This is a genomic window from Mycobacterium sp. IDUB_17 (assembly GCF_055419465.1).
On sequence record NZ_JBVAXS010000003.1, the window covers coordinates 417,411 to 435,836 of the forward strand.

General features: G+C 65.8%; 21 protein-coding genes. 9 read left to right on the plus strand and 12 right to left on the minus strand.

Translation table 11 applies throughout. The features are described from left to right. Positions 1 to 14: 14 nt before the first annotated feature. A complete protein-coding gene (locus tag ACZYZ7_RS14970) occupies positions 15 to 1,277 on the minus strand; it encodes an amidohydrolase family protein (RefSeq protein WP_450071534.1) in 1,263 nt (420 codons plus the stop codon). 72 nt (positions 1,278 to 1,349) lie between these two features. Between ACZYZ7_RS14970 and ACZYZ7_RS14975 the strand changes: the two genes are divergently transcribed. Further along, positions 1,350 to 2,168 (plus strand): AraC family transcriptional regulator, encoded by an 819-nt coding sequence (locus ACZYZ7_RS14975; RefSeq protein ID WP_450071533.1) that lies wholly within the window; start codon positions 1,350 to 1,352, stop codon positions 2,166 to 2,168. Here the strand turns inward: ACZYZ7_RS14975 and ACZYZ7_RS14980 are convergent. After that, the gene (locus ACZYZ7_RS14980; RefSeq protein WP_450071532.1) at positions 2,077 to 2,895 is read right to left on the minus strand and encodes a DUF2127 domain-containing protein; all 819 of its coding nucleotides are present in this window, start codon (positions 2,893 to 2,895) and stop codon (positions 2,077 to 2,079) included. The genes ACZYZ7_RS14975 and ACZYZ7_RS14980 overlap by 92 nt on opposite strands. A gap of 27 nt (positions 2,896 to 2,922) precedes the next feature. Continuing rightward, a complete protein-coding gene (locus ACZYZ7_RS14985) occupies positions 2,923 to 3,537 on the minus strand; it encodes an O-methyltransferase (protein WP_450071595.1) in 615 nt (204 codons plus the stop codon). 74 nt (positions 3,538 to 3,611) lie between these two features. On the opposite strand from ACZYZ7_RS14985, the gene ACZYZ7_RS14990 reads away from it, so the two are divergent. From ACZYZ7_RS14990 to ACZYZ7_RS15000, 3 genes are all read left to right on the plus strand, one after another. Beyond that, complete coding sequence (locus tag ACZYZ7_RS14990; RefSeq protein WP_135459534.1) at positions 3,612 to 4,319, plus strand: histidine phosphatase family protein; 708 nt, start codon at positions 3,612 to 3,614, stop codon at positions 4,317 to 4,319. Positions 4,320 to 4,436: 117 nt separating this feature from the next. Then, positions 4,437 to 4,724, plus strand: coding sequence for a hypothetical protein (locus tag ACZYZ7_RS14995; protein WP_450071531.1), 288 nt, complete (start codon positions 4,437 to 4,439; stop codon positions 4,722 to 4,724). 106 nt (positions 4,725 to 4,830) lie between these two features. Beyond that, positions 4,831 to 5,757, plus strand: a complete 927-nt coding sequence (locus ACZYZ7_RS15000; protein WP_450071530.1) for a DMT family transporter — start codon at positions 4,831 to 4,833, stop codon at positions 5,755 to 5,757. Between the two features lie 9 nt (positions 5,758 to 5,766). Here the strand turns inward: ACZYZ7_RS15000 and ACZYZ7_RS15005 are convergent, their stop codons facing one another. The 3 genes from ACZYZ7_RS15005 to ACZYZ7_RS15015 all read right to left on the minus strand — a co-directional run bounded on the left by ACZYZ7_RS15005 (position 5,767) and on the right by ACZYZ7_RS15015 (position 8,476). Then, positions 5,767 to 6,918: an MCE family protein gene (locus tag ACZYZ7_RS15005; protein WP_135460346.1), complete on the minus strand. Its 1,152-nt coding sequence runs from the start codon at positions 6,916 to 6,918 to the stop codon at positions 5,767 to 5,769. A 232-nt stretch (positions 6,919 to 7,150) separates the two neighbouring features. After that, entirely contained in the window at positions 7,151 to 7,858 is a 708-nt protein-coding gene (locus tag ACZYZ7_RS15010; RefSeq protein ID WP_450071529.1) for an SDR family NAD(P)-dependent oxidoreductase, read from the minus strand. A 42-nt stretch (positions 7,859 to 7,900) separates the two neighbouring features. Next, positions 7,901 to 8,476 carry a TetR/AcrR family transcriptional regulator gene (locus tag ACZYZ7_RS15015; RefSeq protein ID WP_450071528.1) on the minus strand — a complete coding sequence of 192 codons (576 nt, stop codon included), beginning with the start codon at positions 8,474 to 8,476 and terminating at the stop codon, positions 7,901 to 7,903. Positions 8,477 to 8,582: 106 nt separating this feature from the next. Between ACZYZ7_RS15015 and ACZYZ7_RS15020 the strand changes: the two genes are divergently transcribed. The 3 genes from ACZYZ7_RS15020 to ACZYZ7_RS15030 are packed head-to-tail and all read left to right on the plus strand — an operon-like array spanning position 8,583 to position 10,604. Then, positions 8,583 to 9,143: a carboxymuconolactone decarboxylase family protein gene (locus ACZYZ7_RS15020; protein ID WP_450071527.1), complete on the plus strand. Its 561-nt coding sequence runs from the start codon at positions 8,583 to 8,585 to the stop codon at positions 9,141 to 9,143. Position 9,144: 1 nt separating this feature from the next. Further along, on the plus strand, positions 9,145 to 10,419 hold the full coding sequence (locus ACZYZ7_RS15025; protein WP_450071526.1) for a cytochrome P450: 1,275 nt from the start codon (positions 9,145 to 9,147) through the stop codon (positions 10,417 to 10,419). After that, positions 10,416 to 10,604: a ferredoxin gene (locus tag ACZYZ7_RS15030; protein ID WP_450071525.1), complete on the plus strand. Its 189-nt coding sequence runs from the start codon at positions 10,416 to 10,418 to the stop codon at positions 10,602 to 10,604. Before ACZYZ7_RS15025 ends, ACZYZ7_RS15030 begins: the two co-directional genes overlap by 4 nt. On the opposite strand, the gene ACZYZ7_RS15035 is transcribed toward ACZYZ7_RS15030, so the two are convergent. Then, a complete protein-coding gene (locus tag ACZYZ7_RS15035; protein ID WP_463741239.1) occupies positions 10,601 to 12,760 on the minus strand; it encodes an elongation factor G-like protein EF-G2 in 2,160 nt (719 codons plus the stop codon). The genes ACZYZ7_RS15030 and ACZYZ7_RS15035 overlap by 4 nt on opposite strands. Before the next feature lie 184 nt (positions 12,761 to 12,944). Between ACZYZ7_RS15035 and ACZYZ7_RS15040 the strand changes: the two genes are divergently transcribed. Further along, positions 12,945 to 13,712, plus strand: a complete 768-nt coding sequence (locus tag ACZYZ7_RS15040) for a hypothetical protein (protein ID WP_463741418.1) — start codon at positions 12,945 to 12,947, stop codon at positions 13,710 to 13,712. A 119-nt stretch (positions 13,713 to 13,831) separates the two neighbouring features. Here the strand turns inward: ACZYZ7_RS15040 and ACZYZ7_RS15045 are convergent, their stop codons facing one another. The 5 genes from ACZYZ7_RS15045 to ACZYZ7_RS15065 form a co-directional block, all read right to left on the minus strand. Beyond that, positions 13,832 to 14,581 carry a hypothetical protein gene (locus ACZYZ7_RS15045; protein ID WP_463741240.1) on the minus strand — a complete coding sequence of 250 codons (750 nt, stop codon included), beginning with the start codon at positions 14,579 to 14,581 and terminating at the stop codon, positions 13,832 to 13,834. Then, positions 14,578 to 15,735: a hypothetical protein gene (locus ACZYZ7_RS15050; RefSeq protein ID WP_463741241.1), complete on the minus strand. Its 1,158-nt coding sequence runs from the start codon at positions 15,733 to 15,735 to the stop codon at positions 14,578 to 14,580. Before ACZYZ7_RS15050 ends, ACZYZ7_RS15045 begins: the two co-directional genes overlap by 4 nt. Positions 15,736 to 15,867: 132 nt before the next feature. Further along, positions 15,868 to 16,152, minus strand: a complete 285-nt coding sequence (locus ACZYZ7_RS15055) for a WXG100 family type VII secretion target (protein WP_463741242.1) — start codon at positions 16,150 to 16,152, stop codon at positions 15,868 to 15,870. A 97-nt stretch (positions 16,153 to 16,249) separates the two neighbouring features. Next, entirely contained in the window at positions 16,250 to 16,678 is a 429-nt protein-coding gene (locus ACZYZ7_RS15060; protein WP_135459522.1) for a TIGR03668 family PPOX class F420-dependent oxidoreductase, read from the minus strand. 34 nt (positions 16,679 to 16,712) lie between these two features. Next, positions 16,713 to 17,126 carry a hypothetical protein gene (locus ACZYZ7_RS15065; RefSeq protein ID WP_463741243.1) on the minus strand — a complete coding sequence of 138 codons (414 nt, stop codon included), beginning with the start codon at positions 17,124 to 17,126 and terminating at the stop codon, positions 16,713 to 16,715. 154 nt (positions 17,127 to 17,280) lie between these two features. On the opposite strand from ACZYZ7_RS15065, the gene ACZYZ7_RS15070 reads away from it, so the two are divergent. Further along, a complete protein-coding gene (locus tag ACZYZ7_RS15070) occupies positions 17,281 to 18,420 on the plus strand; it encodes an ABC transporter substrate-binding protein (protein ID WP_135459520.1) in 1,140 nt (379 codons plus the stop codon). Positions 18,421 to 18,426: the final 6 nt, after the last annotated feature.

Below are 18,426 nucleotides of genomic sequence, written 5' to 3' on the forward strand. Positions count from 1 at the left end.
TCAACGACACATTGTCAGGCCTTCGTGAGCTGCTTCTGCTCGTACAGCCGCGCCCATTCGGCCCGTGGCCGGATCGAGGTGTCGACGTCGGTGGCCTTGGCGCGCAGTGCGCCGACGGAGGCCTGATCACGCGCGGTGTGCTGGAACGGATCCCAGCTGAAGAACCGCGCCGAGTTCTCCCAGGTGATCTTGTTGATGTCGGAATCGCTTGCGCCGGCGGCATTCAACTCCGCCAGCACCTGCTCGGGTGCGTCGGGCCAGAAGCAGTCCGAGTGCGGGTAATCGCACTCCCAGGCGATGTTGTCGATGCCGATCTCGTGGCGCAGCTTCAGCGAGGTCTTGTCGGTGACGTAGCAGGCCAGCGAGTGCTCGCGGAACACGTCGGAGGGCAGCTTGTCGCCGAAGTCGCGGCGCAGCCACTTCTGGTTGGTGTAGTGCCGGTCGCTGCGGTCCAGATAGAAAGGAATCCAACCGATTCCGCCTTCGGAGAAGGCGAACTTGAGGTCGGGGTAGTTGCGCATCGCCGGTCCCCACAGCAGGTCCTGGGCACACATCGCCGAGACCTGGGTGGCCAGGATGATCAGGTTGTCGATGGGGGCGTTGGGGGCCATGCTGATCGCGCCGAAACCCGTGCCGATGTGCAGGCACATCACCACGTTCTCCTCCGAGAGCGTCCGGAAGACCGGGCCCCAGTAGTCCTCGTCGTGGTAACTCGGCAGACCCTCGAGGTGTGGCAGTTCGGGCATCGTCACCGCGCGGCAGCCCTTGGCGGCCACGCGGCGGATCTCGGCGCACATCCCCTCGGGAGTCCACGTCGGCAGGATCGCGATCGGGATGAACCGATCCGGGTAACTGCCCGCCCACTCGTCGATGTGCCAGTCGTTGTAGGCCGACACCATCACCAGCGTGACGTCTTCACGGGTCATGTTGAGGTGCCGGGCGGAGAACCCGGTGAAGGTCGGGAAGCACATCGACGCCAGGATGCCGTTGCGGTTCATGTCGCGGACGCGCTCGTGCACGTCGTACACGCCGGGGCGCATCTCGGCGAACCCGGCCGGATCACGTCCCCACTCTTCGGCCGGCCAGGACACCACGGCATTCAGACCGGACACGCCCTGCGGCCGTCCCTGATACATCCACTGGTCGACGCCCTTGTCGTCGGTCACCACGATGGGTGCCTCCGGCTTGTACTTGGCCGGCACGTGGTTGAGGAACATGTCGGGCGGCTCGACGACGTGGTCGTCGATGCTGATCAGGATCAGGTCGTCGGTCTGCATATCTAACTAGTACCCTCGGGAGGCGTGACCGTCTCTGCACTTTCGGACAGAGGTTTGACTCAATCGGCCAACATGTCCAGGCCGGTCATCGAGTTGCGCCGGGGCGGTCATGCGCTGGCCGGCAGCTACCTCTACGAGGGCGATGGCCTGATCACCGGCTGGCACTCCCACGAGGTGCACCAGATCGAATACGCACTGCACGGCGTCGTCGAGGTGGAGACCGACGCCGCGCACTATCTGCTGCCGCCGCAGCAGGCCGCCTGGATTCCGGCCGGCCTGCAGCATCAGGCGGTGATGAACCCCGACGTCAAGACCGTCGCGGTGATGTTCGATACGCAGTTGATCGCCGATCCGGGGGACCGGGCCAGGATCATCGCGGTCTCGCCGCTGATCCGCGAGATGATGATCTACGGATTGCGCTGGCCGGTCGACCGTGCCCACGGCGACGACACGTCCGACACCTTCTTCCGGACCCTGGCCAACCTCGTCGCCGACGCGCTCGATCACGAGGCCCCGCTGAGCCTGCCGACCACCGAGCACCCGATCGTGGCGGCCGCACTGGCCTACACGAAGGACCACCTCGCCTCGGTGACGGCCGAGGACGTCAGCCGGGCCGTTGCGGTGTCGGAGCGGACGCTGCGGCGCCTGTTCACCGAGACCATCGGAATCTCTTGGCGGACATACCTTCTGCATGCCCGGATGCTGCGGGCCATGGCCTTGCTGGCCGGGCCGGATCAATCGGTGCAGGCCACCGCGACGGCGGTGGGATTCGAGAACCTCAGCTCGTTCACCCGGTGCTTCAGTCAGTTCTGCGGTGAGACTCCGTCGGCGTACCGGAATCGCGCCCGTGAGGAACACCTGGAGCAGCCAACCCGGCCCGCTCGACACTGAGCAGGCTCTCGGTGTGATGCTCGGCGCGGTACGCCGCACCGCCGCCGTTGATCCCGAAAAGCCGCTTGCTCCAGAGCAACCAGATCACCGCGGCGAGGTTGATCACCAGCGCACCGAGGCGCAGGACGGTCACCTTCTCGGTCAACTCGTAGATCTCCAGCGGTAGGAAGACGCCGGTGGCGATCACCGCGAAGTACTCGCCCCACCGTTTCATCAGCCACAGCCCGACGGCCTCGGTGAACTCGATGAGGGCATAGGCGGCCACCCCGACGGCGATCCACAGCAAGGTGGTGGACGACAACGTGAAGGCCTCACCGATGTGCCGCACGATCTTGGAATCATCGATGTTCCAACCGATTTGGTCGGCCAGCGGACGCATCAGCGGGATGTCCTTCTCGAATGCGTCCTGCAGCTGGCTGCGGGACGCACGGACCTTGAGGATGCCCACCGCCAGCAGCGTGAACACGATCCCGCGCACCGCCCGCTCGGTGGCCAGCAGTCGCATGATGGTGCGGTCGCGCAGCAGCCGCCCGCGCGGGATCTCCGGTGCGGTGTCAGCGGGCCCGTGACCGCGCGGCGAGCCGACGACGAACGTCTCGCAGCGCAGGCAGCGCCAGGCCTCCCCGACCGGGGTTTCTACCCGCAACCGCTCTCGTAGCTCCGGTTCATCGGGGGCGAATGTCGCATGCCCACGCAGCCCGCACGACCGCAGGGCGAAATCCACCATGTCAGCACCGTAGCCGTGCGATGTCCGCTAGGCGCGGCAGCTCAGCTCCATGCTGTCGCTGTCGCGCGCCAGGAAGTTGACGCTGACGTACCCGTTCGACGGATCGCGGACACGATCCAGATACGGCTGGGTGTCCGCCATCGACGTGTTGTCCGCGACCACCAGCGCACCCGTGGTCAGCTGGGGCTCCAGGAGTTGGAGCACCGGGAGATAAAGCTCCTTCCAACCGTCGAGAAGGACGAAACCGATGTCGCCGGTCACCGACTTCAGCGTCTCCAACGCATCACCTTCGAGCACGGTGATGACGTCGTCGAGGCCCGTCTCGGCGAACGTCCGCTTGGCCGCCGCGATCTTGGCGGCGCTGAGCTCGGTGGTGAAAACCCGCCCAGAACCGTTGTCGCGCACGGCGGATGCCAGGTGAAGGGCCGAGAGCCCGAAGGACATCCCGAACTCGACCACGATCGCCGGCTTGGTCGCCCGAACCAGGGAGTACAACAACCGGCCGGCCTCCCGCGTCACCGGCATGTAGATGTCACTGAGCGCATCCGCGCGTTCCTGCGCGGTGGCATCGGACAGATCAGCGAATCGACGAGAGCCGTCTTCGCGCAATTTCGCAAACTGTTGATCGGCCGCGGCGTACATCCGATCCAGCGCGCCGGCGACCCTGTCTTCGTTGAGGGTAGTCACGCTGACGAACCTACGCCCGAGGGTGGAATATGGCCGGTGTGCGAAAACTACGAGCGCTCCCGTTTCTGGCCGCAATCGTCCTTGTCCTCACCACGCTGTTGGCCCCGAGCGCGGCCGCGGGCGGGTACCGCTCCATCACGCTGACCTTCGTCCGGCACGCCCAGTCGGCGGGCAATGCCTCGGGGCTCGTCGACAGCTCAACGCCCGGTCCGTCGCTCACGGACCTGGGCCGGACACAGGCCGTCGCCAGCGCGCAACGCCTGGCGCCCAACCATTACGACGGCATCTTCGCCTCGACCATGATCCGGACCCAGCAGACCGCCCAACCCATGGCCGACACCCTCCACGAGCCGATCACCGTGCTGCCCGGGCTCCACGAGGTCGAGGCAGGCATCTACGAGGGCCAGCCCGAGGCGAGCGCGATGGACACCTACTTCTCCGCGCCCGAGCAGTGGCTGCGTGGCGACCGGAATGCCCGGATACCCGGATCGATCGACGGCAACGAGTTCGACACCCGGTTCGACGAGGCGGTGCAGCAGATCTACGACAGCGGCGACGACAACCCCGTCGCGTACTCGCACGGCGCCGCGATCATGTTGTGGGTCCAGATGAACGTCGCCAATCCCAACTCCCAACTGCTCATGCAACACCCGCTCGACAACACCGGATATGTCGTCATCAAGGGCAATCCGACCGACGGCTGGACCCTGACGGACTGGGACGGGGCGGGAAGCTAGCTGCCGATGTGATCCGCCGGCCATAAACTGCCGGAATGCGGCGCCGGTCACGTCTGGCTCGAACCACGGCCGGGCGCGGATACTGTGTGCCAAGCAATCGGAGATGGGAGCGGGGCTATGAGATTTCGGTTGTTGCCATACGTGACCGTCGAGGTCGACGACCGCGTACGGCTGCGGGCCCGCAGGGCCGGTGAGCGGCTGCGGGTCAACCTCAGGGCCTATCTGCGCAGTGCCGCCGATGAGGTCGAGACCGCCAGCGGCCGGGTCCGCGACCTGTGCGACAACGCGGTGAACCGCGTCGACCTGGCGGTGGCCAGCGTCAACGACAAGATCGCTCCCGCCCCGCCGGCCGATCCCGCGGACTCCTCCGACGAGCCACCGAAGCGGCATCTGCAGGTCGTCTGACCCCGGGCACAGCGCGACAACCGTCAGCGCTCTACGGTTGGAGGGCACTGGCCTTCTCCCCTCTCAGAGAGGGCCGACACACTGGCCCGAAAGGGGTTGACGAGGCTTGCTCGGCAACGGTCTTGCGGTGCTGTTCGCCCTGTGCGCAGCCGTTTTCGCAGCTGTCGGCATTGTGGTGCGGCAGCGCGCCACCATGGACGTCCCGCCCGAGAAGGGCGTCAGCACAGTCATGCTGCGCACGCTGCTGCGCCGCAGGCTGTGGTGGGCGGGCACCGCGTCCGCGGTCGCCGGGTACGCGTTCCAGGCGCTGGCGCTGGGTTTCGGCTCACTGCTGCTCGTCCAACCGGTGCTGGTGTCGGCGCTGCTGTTCGCGCTCCCGCTGAGCGCGCGGCTGGCCCACCGGAAAGTCAGCCGCGCGGAATGGGCCTGGGCCCTGCTGCTGACGGGGGCGTTGACCGTGTTCGTGGCGCTGGCCAGGGCCAGCACCGGAACGTATGGGGTATCCGTGGCCACCACGGTCACCGTCGTCGTGGTGTGCGCAGCGGCGGTCGGCCTGTGTGTCCTGGCCGCCACGCGGAGCACCAACTGGCGCCGCGCGGTCCTGCTGGCACTCGCCGTGGGCGTGATGTTCGGTGTGGTCGCCGTGCTGACGAAGATCGTGATGCACACGATCGCCGTGGACGGTGTGCTCGCTGTGCTGACCACGCCGGCCCTGTACCTGGTCGTGATCCTCGGGGTGGTCGCGACGCTGCTGCAGCAGTCGGCGTTCCACGCCGGATCGCTGCAGACCTCGGTGCCGACCATGCTGGTGCTCGAGCCGGTGGTGGCGGTGGTGCTCGGCTCGGTCGTCCTGGGCGAGCACCTGTCGATCACCGGTTGGGAACCGGTGGCCCTCTCGGTGGCGGTCGGCGCGATGGCCGCGGCCACGATTGCGCTGGGTCGTGACGAGGGCGCCTACGAAGAGACGCTCGAAGCCGAACTGGAAGTCAAGACGGCCGGACAGCCCATCCAGATAGCCGGCGAGGACCGCTAGGGGCAACCGCTACGGGTTGATCGTGTTCTCGCCGATCTGGCGGCCCCACACGTACTCGGTCATGAGAGGTTGGCCGAGTTCCAAGTGGTTGTACGGCGCGACCGACGCCCCGACGTCCAACACCAGATACGGAGCCGGCCACAGGTCCTTTGTGATCGGTTGCCAGCAGCCGGGCCGGCCCTCGGGCCCGCCGGTGGCGTTCACCCGGGGCAGGTTGTCCGGGTACACCCACGGGTTGCCCACGCCGACCACGAAGTTCTGCAGCTCGAACGCATAGCCGTTGCGAGTCTGCTGGGCGAACTTCGGTGAGGCCTCGGCGTAGTTGTGGATCATGCAGTACAGCGCGGGGCTGTTGCGGTCCAGCATCGCGCTGACCGGCACCAGATCCTGGGCGCCGCGGACCAGATACGGGCCGCCGCGCTCGAAGATGTCGCCGCCGGTGTTGCCGAAACCGACCGCGGCCACCAAGGCCTGGTCCAGATTTCCGCGCTGCTCGTTCAGGGTGCGGGCGGTGGTGACGGCGTTGGCCAGGCCGTCGAACAAATCCGGGGCCGCGTTGGCGTAGACCTCGCCCAGGTCGGCCAGTCCCGAGATGTCGCGGCGGATCTGGGGCATGCGCGGGTTCAGATCGGCCAGGATGTCGTTGCCGTTGACGATCGACTTGCCGAACTTGTCGCCCAGCCCGTCGAGGGCCTGGGCGGTGGCAGTCAGGGTTTCGTTGAGCTTGATCGGGTCGATCTGTTCGGAGATCGCGGTGATCGTCTCGAACAGGGTGTTGAACTCCGTCGTCACGCCCTTGGCGCGGATCGGCGTGCCCGGGGAGACCCGCTGCGGTGACGGATTGTCCGGTGCGACGAACGAGATGTACTTGTTGCCGAACACCGTGGTGGCCTTCAGCTCGGCGGTCACGTTCTCCGGGATCAGCTTCACGTATTGGGGCTTGACGTCCAGGGTCAGCTTGGCCTGCGGCTCGCCGTCGACCTCCGCCACGTCCACGGCGGTCAGCCGGCCGATGGGCACCCCGTTGAAGGTGACCTTCGAGCCCGGGTCCATCGACAGGCCCGAACGATTGGACAGCACGGTGAGCTGCGTCTTTTGCTCGAATGCACCCCGGAACTGCATCCACGTCAACGTCAGCACCGCGACCAGCAGAATGACCATCCCCGCGCACGCGGTCTTGTACGGCGGGTCGTACCGCCAGTGCTTGAACCGGTCCTGCCATGCCGCCGTGGATGAGGCCACGCGCAAACCTCCGAATTTATTGACGCAGCCAAAAACTCAAGTGAGCAAACCTTCCCAAACAACCAGAGACAAGTGCAACTAACAGGGCCCCGGTGCGGCGAATATCAAACCGCCGGTACCGGGTGAGCCCCGTCACAAGGGTAGGCCCTGATCAGGTATTTCGACCGCCGTTCACGCCCACGATCTGGCCGGTGATGTAGCCGGCTTCTTCTGAGATCAAGAATGAACACGTGGCAGCAATGTCCTCGGGCCTGCCCATTCGGCGCACCGGCGTGGCCTTGATGGTGTCGCGAATGTCGCCGAGCTCGCCCCGGGATTCGGCGGCACGGAGCATCGGGGTGTCGATGAAACCCGGCGGCACGGCGTTGACGGTGATCCCGGCCGGACCGAACTCCAGCGCCAAGGACTTGGTCAGGCCGTTGACGCCGGACTTGGCGGCCACGTAGTCGCACATGTACGGCACACCGGAGTGCGTGCTCGATGAGGAGATGTTGACGATGCGTCCCCAGCCGGCCTCGATCATGTCGGGCAGGGCGGCCTGCACGACGTGGAAGACGCCGTGGAGGTTGACGTCGATGACCTTCTGCCAACGTTCGAAGGTGAGCTCGGTGAACGGGGTGAAATCGCTGAGACCGGCTGAGTTGACCAGGATCGTGACGGGGCCCAGCTGCTCGCGGACCGCCTTGAAGACGGCGTCGACCTGGGACCGGTCGGTGACGTCGGCCGTGTAGGAGTGCTCGTTGTCAGTTGAGTTGAGGTCGAGGGTCGCCACCCGATACCCGTCGGCGGCGAGGCGGTCGGCGATCGCCTTGCCGATTCCGGATGCGCCTCCGGTCACCAATGCGGTTTTGACTGTCATGTCGATCCTTTCGGTAAAACACTTCGATTGCAACGCTTTTCGTCAGCGTCGGGGAGCGCGCAGGCCGAGTGTGCGGCGTGCCGCGTCGACCAGGTAGTGGGAGAGGTCCTCATCGGAGATGTCCGCGACGGCGACGCCCGCGCCCCCGGCGATGCCGGAGAACACCATGGCCGCCTTGACCGTCCCGGCCGGACCCGGATCGACATCGGCCAGCAGAGCCATCTGCCGGTTGATCACGCCGTCCCATTCCGGCCGGTTCCGCAGCGCCTCGTTCACGCTCGGATCGCTGGCCAGAACCGACACCAGGGCGCGGTTGTGGACCGCCAGGTCGGCGTAGCCGCGCACCATCTGATCCGCACGGGCGGACGCGCTGCGCTGGCGCTCGGCGTCTTCGATCACGGTCTGCAACCGGGCCAGGAACGGCTCGACGACCGCGCTCAACAACTGTTCGCGGGTGCGGAAGTGGTAGTAGATCGCGGCCTTGGTGAAACCCAGCTCGTCGGCGATCATCTGCAGCGATGTGCCGGCGAAGCCGTGCCGGGTGATCAGCCGGACGGCGGCTTCGACGAGCCGCTCGCGGGTGGCGCCAGTGCCTGCCGCGTCGTCGGCGTGGTCCATTCGGCCCTCACCTCCCGTGTGCATTCTTAGTGGATCTACTTTACGATCGTAAAGTACATTACTAGTCGATCGTAAAGCAGATCGACATGTTGGAAGGACTGTGCGGATGCTTACGCCGTTGCCGGCAGAGGATTGGGACGATCAGGCGCGCGGGGCGCTGGCCTCCACGGTGCCGCCGGAGCGGCGCAACCCCGACAACGCGGGCAATGCGCTCTCGACCCTGGTCCGCCATCCGGTCCTGGCCGGCGCGTTCCTGCCGTTCAACACCTACCTGCAGAAGGACTCCACGCTGCCCGAGCGGCTGCGTGAACTCGTGATCCTGCGTACCGCGTTCCACCACGGGTGCGTGTACGAGTGGGGACATCACAGCGCGATGGCCCTGCAGGCCGGACTGACCGAAGCTGATGTCGAGTCGACCCGAAGTGGTTCAGCAGCAGACGAATTCGACCAGGCCGTGCTCGATGCGGTGGACGAGTTGCACGCCACGTCGCGGATCTCCGCGCAGACCTGGGAGCGCCTTGGCCGGCGCCTCGACGACCGGCAGCGGATGGACCTGATGTTCACCTTCGGCGGTTACAGCACGCTGGCATTCGCCCTGAACACCTTCGACGTCCAACTCGAGGACGGCGCGGGCACCGACGAGTTCTACGCCTCATTGGGGAGCTGAGATGACTGATACCCGGGACTTTTTTCGCGACGAGAGCCTCGTACCGGACCCGTATCCATTCCTGGCCGGGCTGCGGGAGCGTTGTCCGGTGCAGCGGGAACCGCATCAGAACGTGGTGATGGTGACCGGTTACGACGAGGCCGTCGCGGTATGCGGCGACCCCGAGACCTTCTCCTCGGCCACCTCGGTGACCGGACCGTTTCCCGGATTCCCGGTCGCGTTGGAGGGACATTCCGATCAAGAGGTCAGCGACCTCATCGACCGGCACCGTGACGAACTGCCGATGAGCGACCAGATCACCACGTTCGACCCGCCCACCCACACCCAGCACCGCGCGCTGTTGATGGGGCTGATCACGCCGAAGCGCCTCAAGCAGAACGAGGACTTCATGTGGCGGCTGGCCGATCAGACGCTGGAGCCCTACCTGGCCCGCGGTGGCGGCGAGTTCATCTCCGAATTCGCCGGTCCGTTCACGCTTCTGGTGATCGCCGACCTGCTCGGTGTCCCAGAGGACGACCGCGACGAGTTCGCGGCCCGGATGGGTGGGCACGATCAGGCCGGCATCGGCAGCACCGCCGAGCAGTCCGTCCAACAGAATCCACTGGAGTACCTGTACGAGAAGTTCTCGGCCTACATCGCCGAGCGCCGGGCGAACCCGCGTGAGGACACCCTCACCGAGATGGCCGCCGCGAAGTTCCCGGACGGGTCGACCCCGGAGGTAATCGACGTGGTGCGGTTGGCCGCCAACCTCTATCTGGCCGGCCAGGAAACCACAGTGCGGCTGCTGAGTTCCGCGCTCAAACTGCTTGCCGAACGCCAGGAACTGCAGGATCTGCTGCGCGCCGAACCCGCCAGGATCCCGAACTTCATCGAGGAGGCGTTGCGGTGGGAGAGCCCTATCAAGGGCGACTTCCGGCTGGCACGCAGCGCCGCCACGATCGGCGGGGTCGACGTGCCGGCCGGGGCCACGCTGATGGTGTGCAACGGTGCGGCCAACCGGGACCCGCGCCAGTTCGAGAACCCGGACACCTTCGACGTCGACCGTCCGAATGCCCGCAGGCACATCGCCTTCGGCCGCGGCGTGCACTCCTGCCCGGGGGCGCCACTGGCCCGAGCCGAGGCCCGGGTGTGCCTGGAGCGAATCCTGGCCCGCACCACCCAGATCCGGCTGTCAGAAGCCGAACACGGCCCCGAGGGAGACCGCCGGTTCGACTACGTTCCGACATACATCCTGCGTGGCCTGACCGTGCTGCACCTCGAGGTCACCCCGCGATGAAGGTTCACGTCGACGACGACCGCTGCCGTGGGCACGGCGTCTGCGTGGCGGTGTGCCCGGACGTGTTCACCCTGACCGACGACGGTTATGCCGAGGCGCTGACGCCCGAGGTGGGTGACGAGTTGCGAGCTCCGGTCACCGAGGCGGTCGAAGGTTGCCCGGAGCACGCGATCACGCTTGATTAGACCGCCTTGCGCACCCGGGCGGCGGCTGCGTCGGGCATGGGCTCGTAACGGGCGAACGCGCGGGTGAACGCCCCTGCGCCGTGGGACAGCGACCTCAGGTCGATCGCATACCGGGTCAGCTCGACCTCGGGGATCTCCGCCTTCACCAGGGTTCGGTTCTCGTCGGCCTGGTCGGTACCCAGCACCCGACCACGCCGGCTGGCCAGATCGCTCATCACCGCGCCGACCAGATCGTCGGGTACCACCACGGTGACATCGTCGATCGGCTCGAGCAGGTTCACGCCGGCGGCCGCGGCGGCCTCCCGCAGCGCCAGGCCGCCGGCCATCTGGAACGCGAAATCCGACGAGTCGACGCTGTGCGCCTTGCCGTCGACCAGCGTCACGCGGATGTCGACGACGGGGTAGCCGGCCTCCCCGTGGTCACTGATCCCCTTCTCCATCTGGGCCCGCACGCCCTTCTCGACGCTCGGGATGAACTGGCGTGGCACAGCCCCGCCGACGACCTTGTCGACGAACTCGAATCCGCTGCCCTCGGGTAGCGGCTCAACCTCGATATCGCAGACCGCGTACTGACCGTGCCCACCGGACTGCTTGACGTGCCTGCCGTGTCCTTTTGCCTTGCTGCCGAGCGTCTCTCGGAGCGGGACTCGCAACTCGACGGTGTCCACCGACACCCCATAACGTCGCGACAGCGCATCGAGCACCACCCCGGCATGCGCCTCACCCATGCACCACAGCACGATCTGGTGGGTTTCCGGGTTCTGTTCGATCCGCAGGGTCGGATCCTCGGCGGCCAAGCGCTGCAACCCGACCGAGAGTTTGTCCTCGTCGGTCTTGGCGCGGGGCTGCACCGCGATGGGCAGCAGTGGATCGGGCATCGTCCACGGGCGCAGCACCAACGGATCGGCCTTGTCGCTGAGGGTGTCCCCGGTCTCGGCCCGGCTGAGCCGGCCGATCGCACAGATGTCCCCGGCCACCACCGCCGGGGCCGGGCGTTGCTGCTTGCCCAGCGGGAAGGACAGGGTGCCGATGCGCTCGTCCTCATCGTGGTCGGCGTGGCCGTGCGAGCCCTCGGCTGCCACCGAGTCGTCGAAGGCAGAAAAATGGCCCGACACATGCACGGTGGCGTCGGGCCTGATGGTGCCGGAGAACACCCGGACCAGGCTGACCCTGCCGACGTAGGGATCCGACGTCGTCTTCACCACCTCGGCCAGCAGCGGCCCGGACGGATCGCAGGCCATCGGCTTGCGGGCGGCGCCACTGGCGGCGAACACCTCGGGTAGGCGATGCTCGGGCGGTGACGGGAAGCCGCGCGTGGCGATCTCGAGTAGCTCCAGCGTGCCGACCCCGGATCCGCTGCACACCGGGATCACCGGGAAGAACGAGCCGCGGGCCACCGCCTTCTCCAGGTCGGCGATCAACACCGACTCATCGATCTCCTCGCCGCCGAGGTAACGCTCCATGAGCGACTCGTCCTCGGATTCCTCGATGATTCCCTCGATCAGGGAGCCGCGCAGTTCGGCGATCTGATCGTCGTAGGCGCCGTCGGGTGGCCGGGTGGTGCGGGTGCCGTCGTTGTAGCAGTAGTACGTCCGGGTGAGCAGCCCGATCACCCCATCGCCGGCCGGGAAGTACAGGGGCGCCACCTTGTCGCCGAAGGCCCGCTGGGCGCCGGCGAGTGCATTGGCGTAGTTGGCCCGGGCGTGGTCGAGCTTGGTGATGACGACGGCACGTGGCATGCCCACGGCCGCGCATTCCTGCCACAACGACTTCGTCGGCTCGTCGATGTTCTCGTTGGCCGCGATGACGAACAGTGCGCAGTCGGCGGCACGGAGCCCGGCGCGCAGCTCCCCGACGAAATCGGCGTATCCGGGGGTGTCGATCAGATTGACCTTGATCCCGTTGTGCTGCAACGGTGCCAGCGCCAGGCCGACAGAACGCTGCTGACTGATCTCGGCCTCGTCGAAATCGCACACCGTCGACCCGTCGACCACCGAACCCGCCCGGGTCAGCACGCCTGCGGCGACCAGGAGCGCCTCCACCAGGGTGGTCTTGCCCACACCCGACGGGCCGACGAGCGCCACGTTGCGAATGGCAGTGGGACTGTCCGCGGTGGGAACAGCCCCGTTGCCGGCTGAGTGTGTCTTGTCCGCCATGGCATTCCTCCTGGTGTCCCCGGGGCGCCCCGCTACGGCCCGCCGGACCTGCACTCCACCATTCCCTGATGTGACCTACGACACAAGATGTGCCCGATCGGGCTGCAGGTGAACATTCCGAGGAAGCGCACAGCACGCTGTCAGAATGAGGTCCATGACGCATACGCCGAGTCTCGAGACGACAGTGCCCTTGGAACTGGTCGGCACAGCTGCGGTGGTCGACCTTGAGGCGGCGTGTGAGCTGTACGGCCGTGACATGTTGCCGTATCCGCTGGGCCGTAGCCGGCCGGTTGGGTCGGTGTGGCTTCTCACCAGAGAAGTGGGAGCGATCGAAAATCGCCTCAACGGTGGCGATCTTGTTGGTGTCCGAGCGTGGGTGGAAGCCTTTGTGCGGGCTGATGATTGCGTGGGATGCCGGGTGAGCTTCTCCGCTGAGGGCGCCCCGGATCTTCGTGTGAGCGGGTTGCGGGCCGCCGAGTCGGGCTTTGTTGCGGTGCAGCACAGTGACTCTGATGGCATCGACGTTGTTGATCTCTACGCGGTATCACCAGCGGATTTGGCTGCAGCCACAGCTGATTCGGTCGGCTTGGTCGGCGCCGGCTCTCATGCGCGTATTGCGGTCGTAGGCTTGGAGGATCGGCTTCCGGCCCCGACCGAGTTGGCCGACGAGTACGACGACCTGGGTTTCCCGATTCCACGTGCTGAGCCGGATGGTCCGGCCGTGCACGTTGTGGATGGGAGTGATGTCGCAGCGATCGGGACAGTGCAGTCGCTCTCCGGCTCGACTCGGTACTGGGTGCAGGTCGACGGTGATGGCGACTATCTATATGCGCCCGATGATGCCGGCTATGCCGAACCGCTTGATGCCGAGACGCTAACCCGAGTGTGGCTGCGCCGATCCTCCAACCCGGCATCGCCAGCAGGGCCTGTTCAGACAAACTCAGCTCCGTAGCGGTGGGCAATTCGTTGCGCACCGGCTCGCCGTCAACAACACATCCGGGCGCCGTCAGCAGCACGAGCGCGGCAAGCGCCACCGCTGCCGGTCGAGACCGGGTACGCATCGCGGATTCATCAGACGGTGAACTTCTCGCCCTCAAGCCGCTGTAGGGCACGACCATCGGTCAGTTCGTCGCGGCAGTCGGGATGCAGCCAATAGAACCTCACCCACTCGCGGAGCGCGTCGCTGTTGGCGGTGATGGTGCCGGAGCCCAGCTTTGCGGTGCGTTTTTTGGGGAGGACGAAGACAATCAGTTCGGTGAATGATGTCTTGCCCTTGAGAGGGTGATCCAGGATCTGTTGAACATCTTCCCACGTTCCACGTGCGAATGAATTCCACTGACCGTCCCACACCTCGACCCCGTGCGGATACAGGTGTAGATGTTTCGCGCCCCGGTATTTGAAAATTCGATAGAGGACCGGCGCGCCGTAGATGACGTAGAAAATGAAACCGGCCGGCACTATCAGTCGGTTGGTGCTGGATGGAATGAAATCGACCATGTCGAATTGCGCGAAGATGAGAAATGCACCCGCAGACAAGACGCCGATCAGGAGGCCGATGCTGAATATCCGATCGGCATATCTCTGCGGACGGATTTTAGTGCCTTCAGGGCCGTACTCGCCCCTCGGATGGGCTCTCCCTGACAGTGGGTAGGAGAGGTGAAACAACAAGCTGAAGAGCAACCGCGATGCACCGAGGCAGAGGGCTGCCGTCAAATAGCTGCCGCGGATGAACCAGATGACAGCCCAGGCAGTGACGAAACCGCCGCCGCCTATCAATATTGCGAAGATGAACGCCAGCCGGAGGTAACCGGAGGTCGTCATCGAGGACAGAAGGTGTTGCCGATCCAGTTGCCGAGGGCTTCGCCGCCGAGTGCTGCGGCCAGGCCGATCGGGATGGCGGCCGGACCTGTCTCTGAGGCCGCGATGCCCGCGAGCGTACCGGCGGTAACCGAGGTGACACCCTCAGCTGTGGCGACGCATTTCTGGAAACTCGTCTCTGCCACAGCGATGTCCCACAAGGAGGTGGCAATACTCACGCCCGGCCCGAAGTATTTCCCGGTAGCGCCGAGCGGGCTCAAAATGGGATGGTCGATGAGATTGATGGGGACGTCTGCCTGACGACCATCCGGCGTACGGACGTAGGCGGTTTCCTTGCCGTCTGGCCACTTCGTCACTTCGGCAATAGTGCCGTTCGCGTATTGGGTAGTGCTGATGGTCTTTCCGGCCATACCGTACTGAGCCCAGTCCTCGAAAGTGACCGTCGTTGTCCGGGAAACCTCGTTGCCGTTCTTGTCGATATGCACGTCGGTGGTGAGCGGCCCTCGATCTGAGAAATTTGGTTTGGCATCGACAGTGTGGACGTGCTTGCTGCCGTCCATCATGTATCTGGTCGTGGTTGTCCCGACCGGCTCTCCGGTGGCGGGGTTGTACTGGGTCTCGACCTTCGTTTCCCGGACCGTTTGCGACATGTCGGTGTCGCGGAGGACGCCCTGCTGCAGCATTCCGACCGTTGACAGCGGGTTCGGCACCTCGTCCCCGGGCTTCTGAATTCCGGGAAACAGACTGCCCAGGCCGCCCGGGTTGGGGACCTCGAATCCATGCTGTTGCGCCGCGCTCGTCACTTTCCCGGCGACACTCTCGTCGGCCGCACCCACCTTCGCCAGCAGTAGGTTGACATTGACCTGCTCGGACTGAGCACGCTTCTCCAGCTCGGCAGCCTGTTCGACCGTCATCTGACCGCCGTGGATCAACACCACCCATTGATCGCTGACATGCAATTTGCCGGTTGCGTCGATCTCGTCGGCCTTGTTCAGCAGTGGGGTGCGGGCACCTCCGATGGTGCCAGCACCCTCTTTGAACGCATCGCCCACGGCGGTGGTGTATTTCGAGAAGTCGTCGGTCTGTTTCTTCGCCCGGTCGAACATCGACGTGGCCGCGTTGTGCGCATCACCTGACCATGCCTTGGTCTCCGGCATGGTCTTGAGGTTGGAGCTGATCCGGGATACGGCGTCACCGACGGCTGTACCGGAAGTCTTGATGGCTTCACCGGCGGGAGTCAGAGAGTCGGGATTCCAGCGTTCGAGACGGGGACGCGAGGGCAACACGGGTCAGAAGATCTTTCCGAAGCTGCCCGCCAGACCGCCGTCGGTGACCTCATAGCTGTTGCCCGCGCCGCGCACCGCGGTACCCATGTCGTTGACACTGGTGGCGATTTTCTCGGCCACCTGTTTGACGTGTGAGCCGACGAGCTGCGCTGCCCACTGCGTGGTCGATCCGTCCAAGCCGTCGGCCGCGGTGGAGACCTTGCTGCCGACGTCAGCCTCGCGGATCAGGCCCGACGCGATATCCACCTGACCGGCAAAGGCGCGCAGGACCTCGGGGTCAACTTCCATGACGGCCTCCGTTCAGCTGTTGCCTCGTTGCATCATCAATGATGTTAAGGCAGGTCGGGGACCCCGCTGAGCAGCAATTCGGCTGCTTGGCGCGCTGTCACACCTGCCAGGACGACCAGTGGGTGACCTCGACGGTGATCACCGGGCCGTTGAGCGCGATGCGCTCGTACTGTGGGTATTTCGCGCGTAAGAGCCCGTAACCGGTGGCCATCGCATCACCGCTGTGATGGACCGCGGCCCGCCCGTCGGCCCGTACCCACCACAGGTGCGCCCACTCGTCGGTGTAGTGGTCCACGAGCAGGCTGACCCTGGAATCCCGCTCGATGTTGGCCAGCCGGCGCAGGCGTTGAGTGGATTTCGGTTTGGCGTCGACGGCGCTGTAGATGGTGGCCGCGGCGTGCGCGTCGGCAGGCATGTGGACCGCGAACACCACCGGCACCAGGTGCGGCGCGCCGTCGGAACCCAGCGTCGCGAGCACCGCGCAGGGTGCCGTGGCGAATCGCGTTGCGGCATCGAGATCGGCCATCACTCCAGACTATGTGGATGACGTCGGCAACGCCTCAGGGCGGCGGTACGTCTCCGGGCAGCCCGCCGTCATCTGGGAGTGGTGGCAGCTTCATCAGCTCGTCGTAGGTCAGGTCGTCACCCTCACCCGGTGGTGAGGGCTGGCTTGGCATGACGATCGTCGGCCGGTAGTCCTCTGGCGGATTCTCTATGGGCGCGACGCAGCCCACGCCGTAGGTGGTGTTGGCAGGCACGCCGGCGTTATCGACGCAGCAGGTCGTGGCGACGGTGTCCAAGTTCTGGTCGGGACCGGGTGCCGTCATCGAGGTACACGCCTCGTATCCCTGCACGTCGAAGGCCGCCGAGGCGGGTGCGATCGCCGCCTGACCTGCGGCGCAGACGGCCACGAAGATGGCAGCTGTGGTGAGCGGACGCCGCCGACGTGTGAGGCTGGTGCGGATGGGCGTCATGAGCGCCAACCCTAATCAGCCGGTATCGCCACCGTCCACTGCCGGGCGGCCCGCGGTGCGATTCGGGTCCAACGGATTTCGATGAGTCTCGCGTTCGCTGAGGTCGCGATAGGGTGCCGGTGCGCGCGCTTGGTGGCCAATGGAGGGTTTCGTAATGATCACGTCCCGGATCGTGACAGCATCTGCGGCTCTGGCCGCATCGACACTCGTCGCGGTGGGTCTGGCGGCGTGCGCACCGCCGCAGAAGGGCGCAGCCGGTGGTGACACCGATACCGGGGTGAAGGTCGCCGAAGCCAGGTCGGCCGGCGACTTCGGCGGAATGGACAAGCTCATCGAGGCGGCCAAGGCCGAAGGTGAGCTCAATGTGATTGCGTTGCCCCCGGATTGGGCAAATTACGGCGCCATCATCAAGGCCTTCTCGGACAAGTACGGCATCGAGGTGCACTCGGCGCTGCCCGACGGCTCCAGTCAGGAAGAGATCAACGCCGCCAACCAGCAGAAGGGCAAGAGCACCGCGCCCGACGTGTTCGACCTGGGGCAGTCGGTAGCGCTGGCGAATACGTCGATGTTCGCTCCCTACAAGGTGGCCACGTTCGACGACATCCCGGAGAAGCTCAAGGATCCTGACGGCACCTGGGTCAACGACTACGGCGGCTTCATGTCGATCGGGTTCGATTCGACCAAGGTTCCGCCGATCACGGCCATCGACGACCTGCTCAAACCCGAGTACCACGGCATGGTCGCGCTCAACGGCGACCCGACCCAGGCCGGAGCCGCGTTCGCCGGGGTGCTGATGGCGGCGGTGTCCCAGGGCGGATCGGCCGATGACATAGCCCCCGGGGTCGAATTCTTCGCAAAGCTCAACGAGGTGGGCAACTTCCTGCCGCTGGACCCGACGCCGGCCACGATCGCATCGGGACAGACTCCCGTGGTGATCGACTGGAACTACCTCAACGGCACCGAAAGCCAGAAGGTCCCCGGCTGGCAGGTGATAGTTCCCCACGAGGCCCTGGTCGCCGGGTACTACTTCCAAGCGATCAACAAGGACGCGCCGCATCCGGCGGCGGCCCGGCTGTGGCAGGAATTCCTGTTCAGCGACGAGGGGCAGAACCTGTACGCCAAGGGCGGGGTGCGCCCGGTGCGTGCCGACAAGATGATCCTGGCCGGCACCGCCGACCGCGCGGCGTTCGGTCAGTTGCCCCCCATCGACGGCCCGGTGACCGTCGCGACCCAGGCCCAAACCGATACAGCCAACAAGTATCTGGCCGACAACTGGGCCAAGGCGATTGGCTGAGGTCGC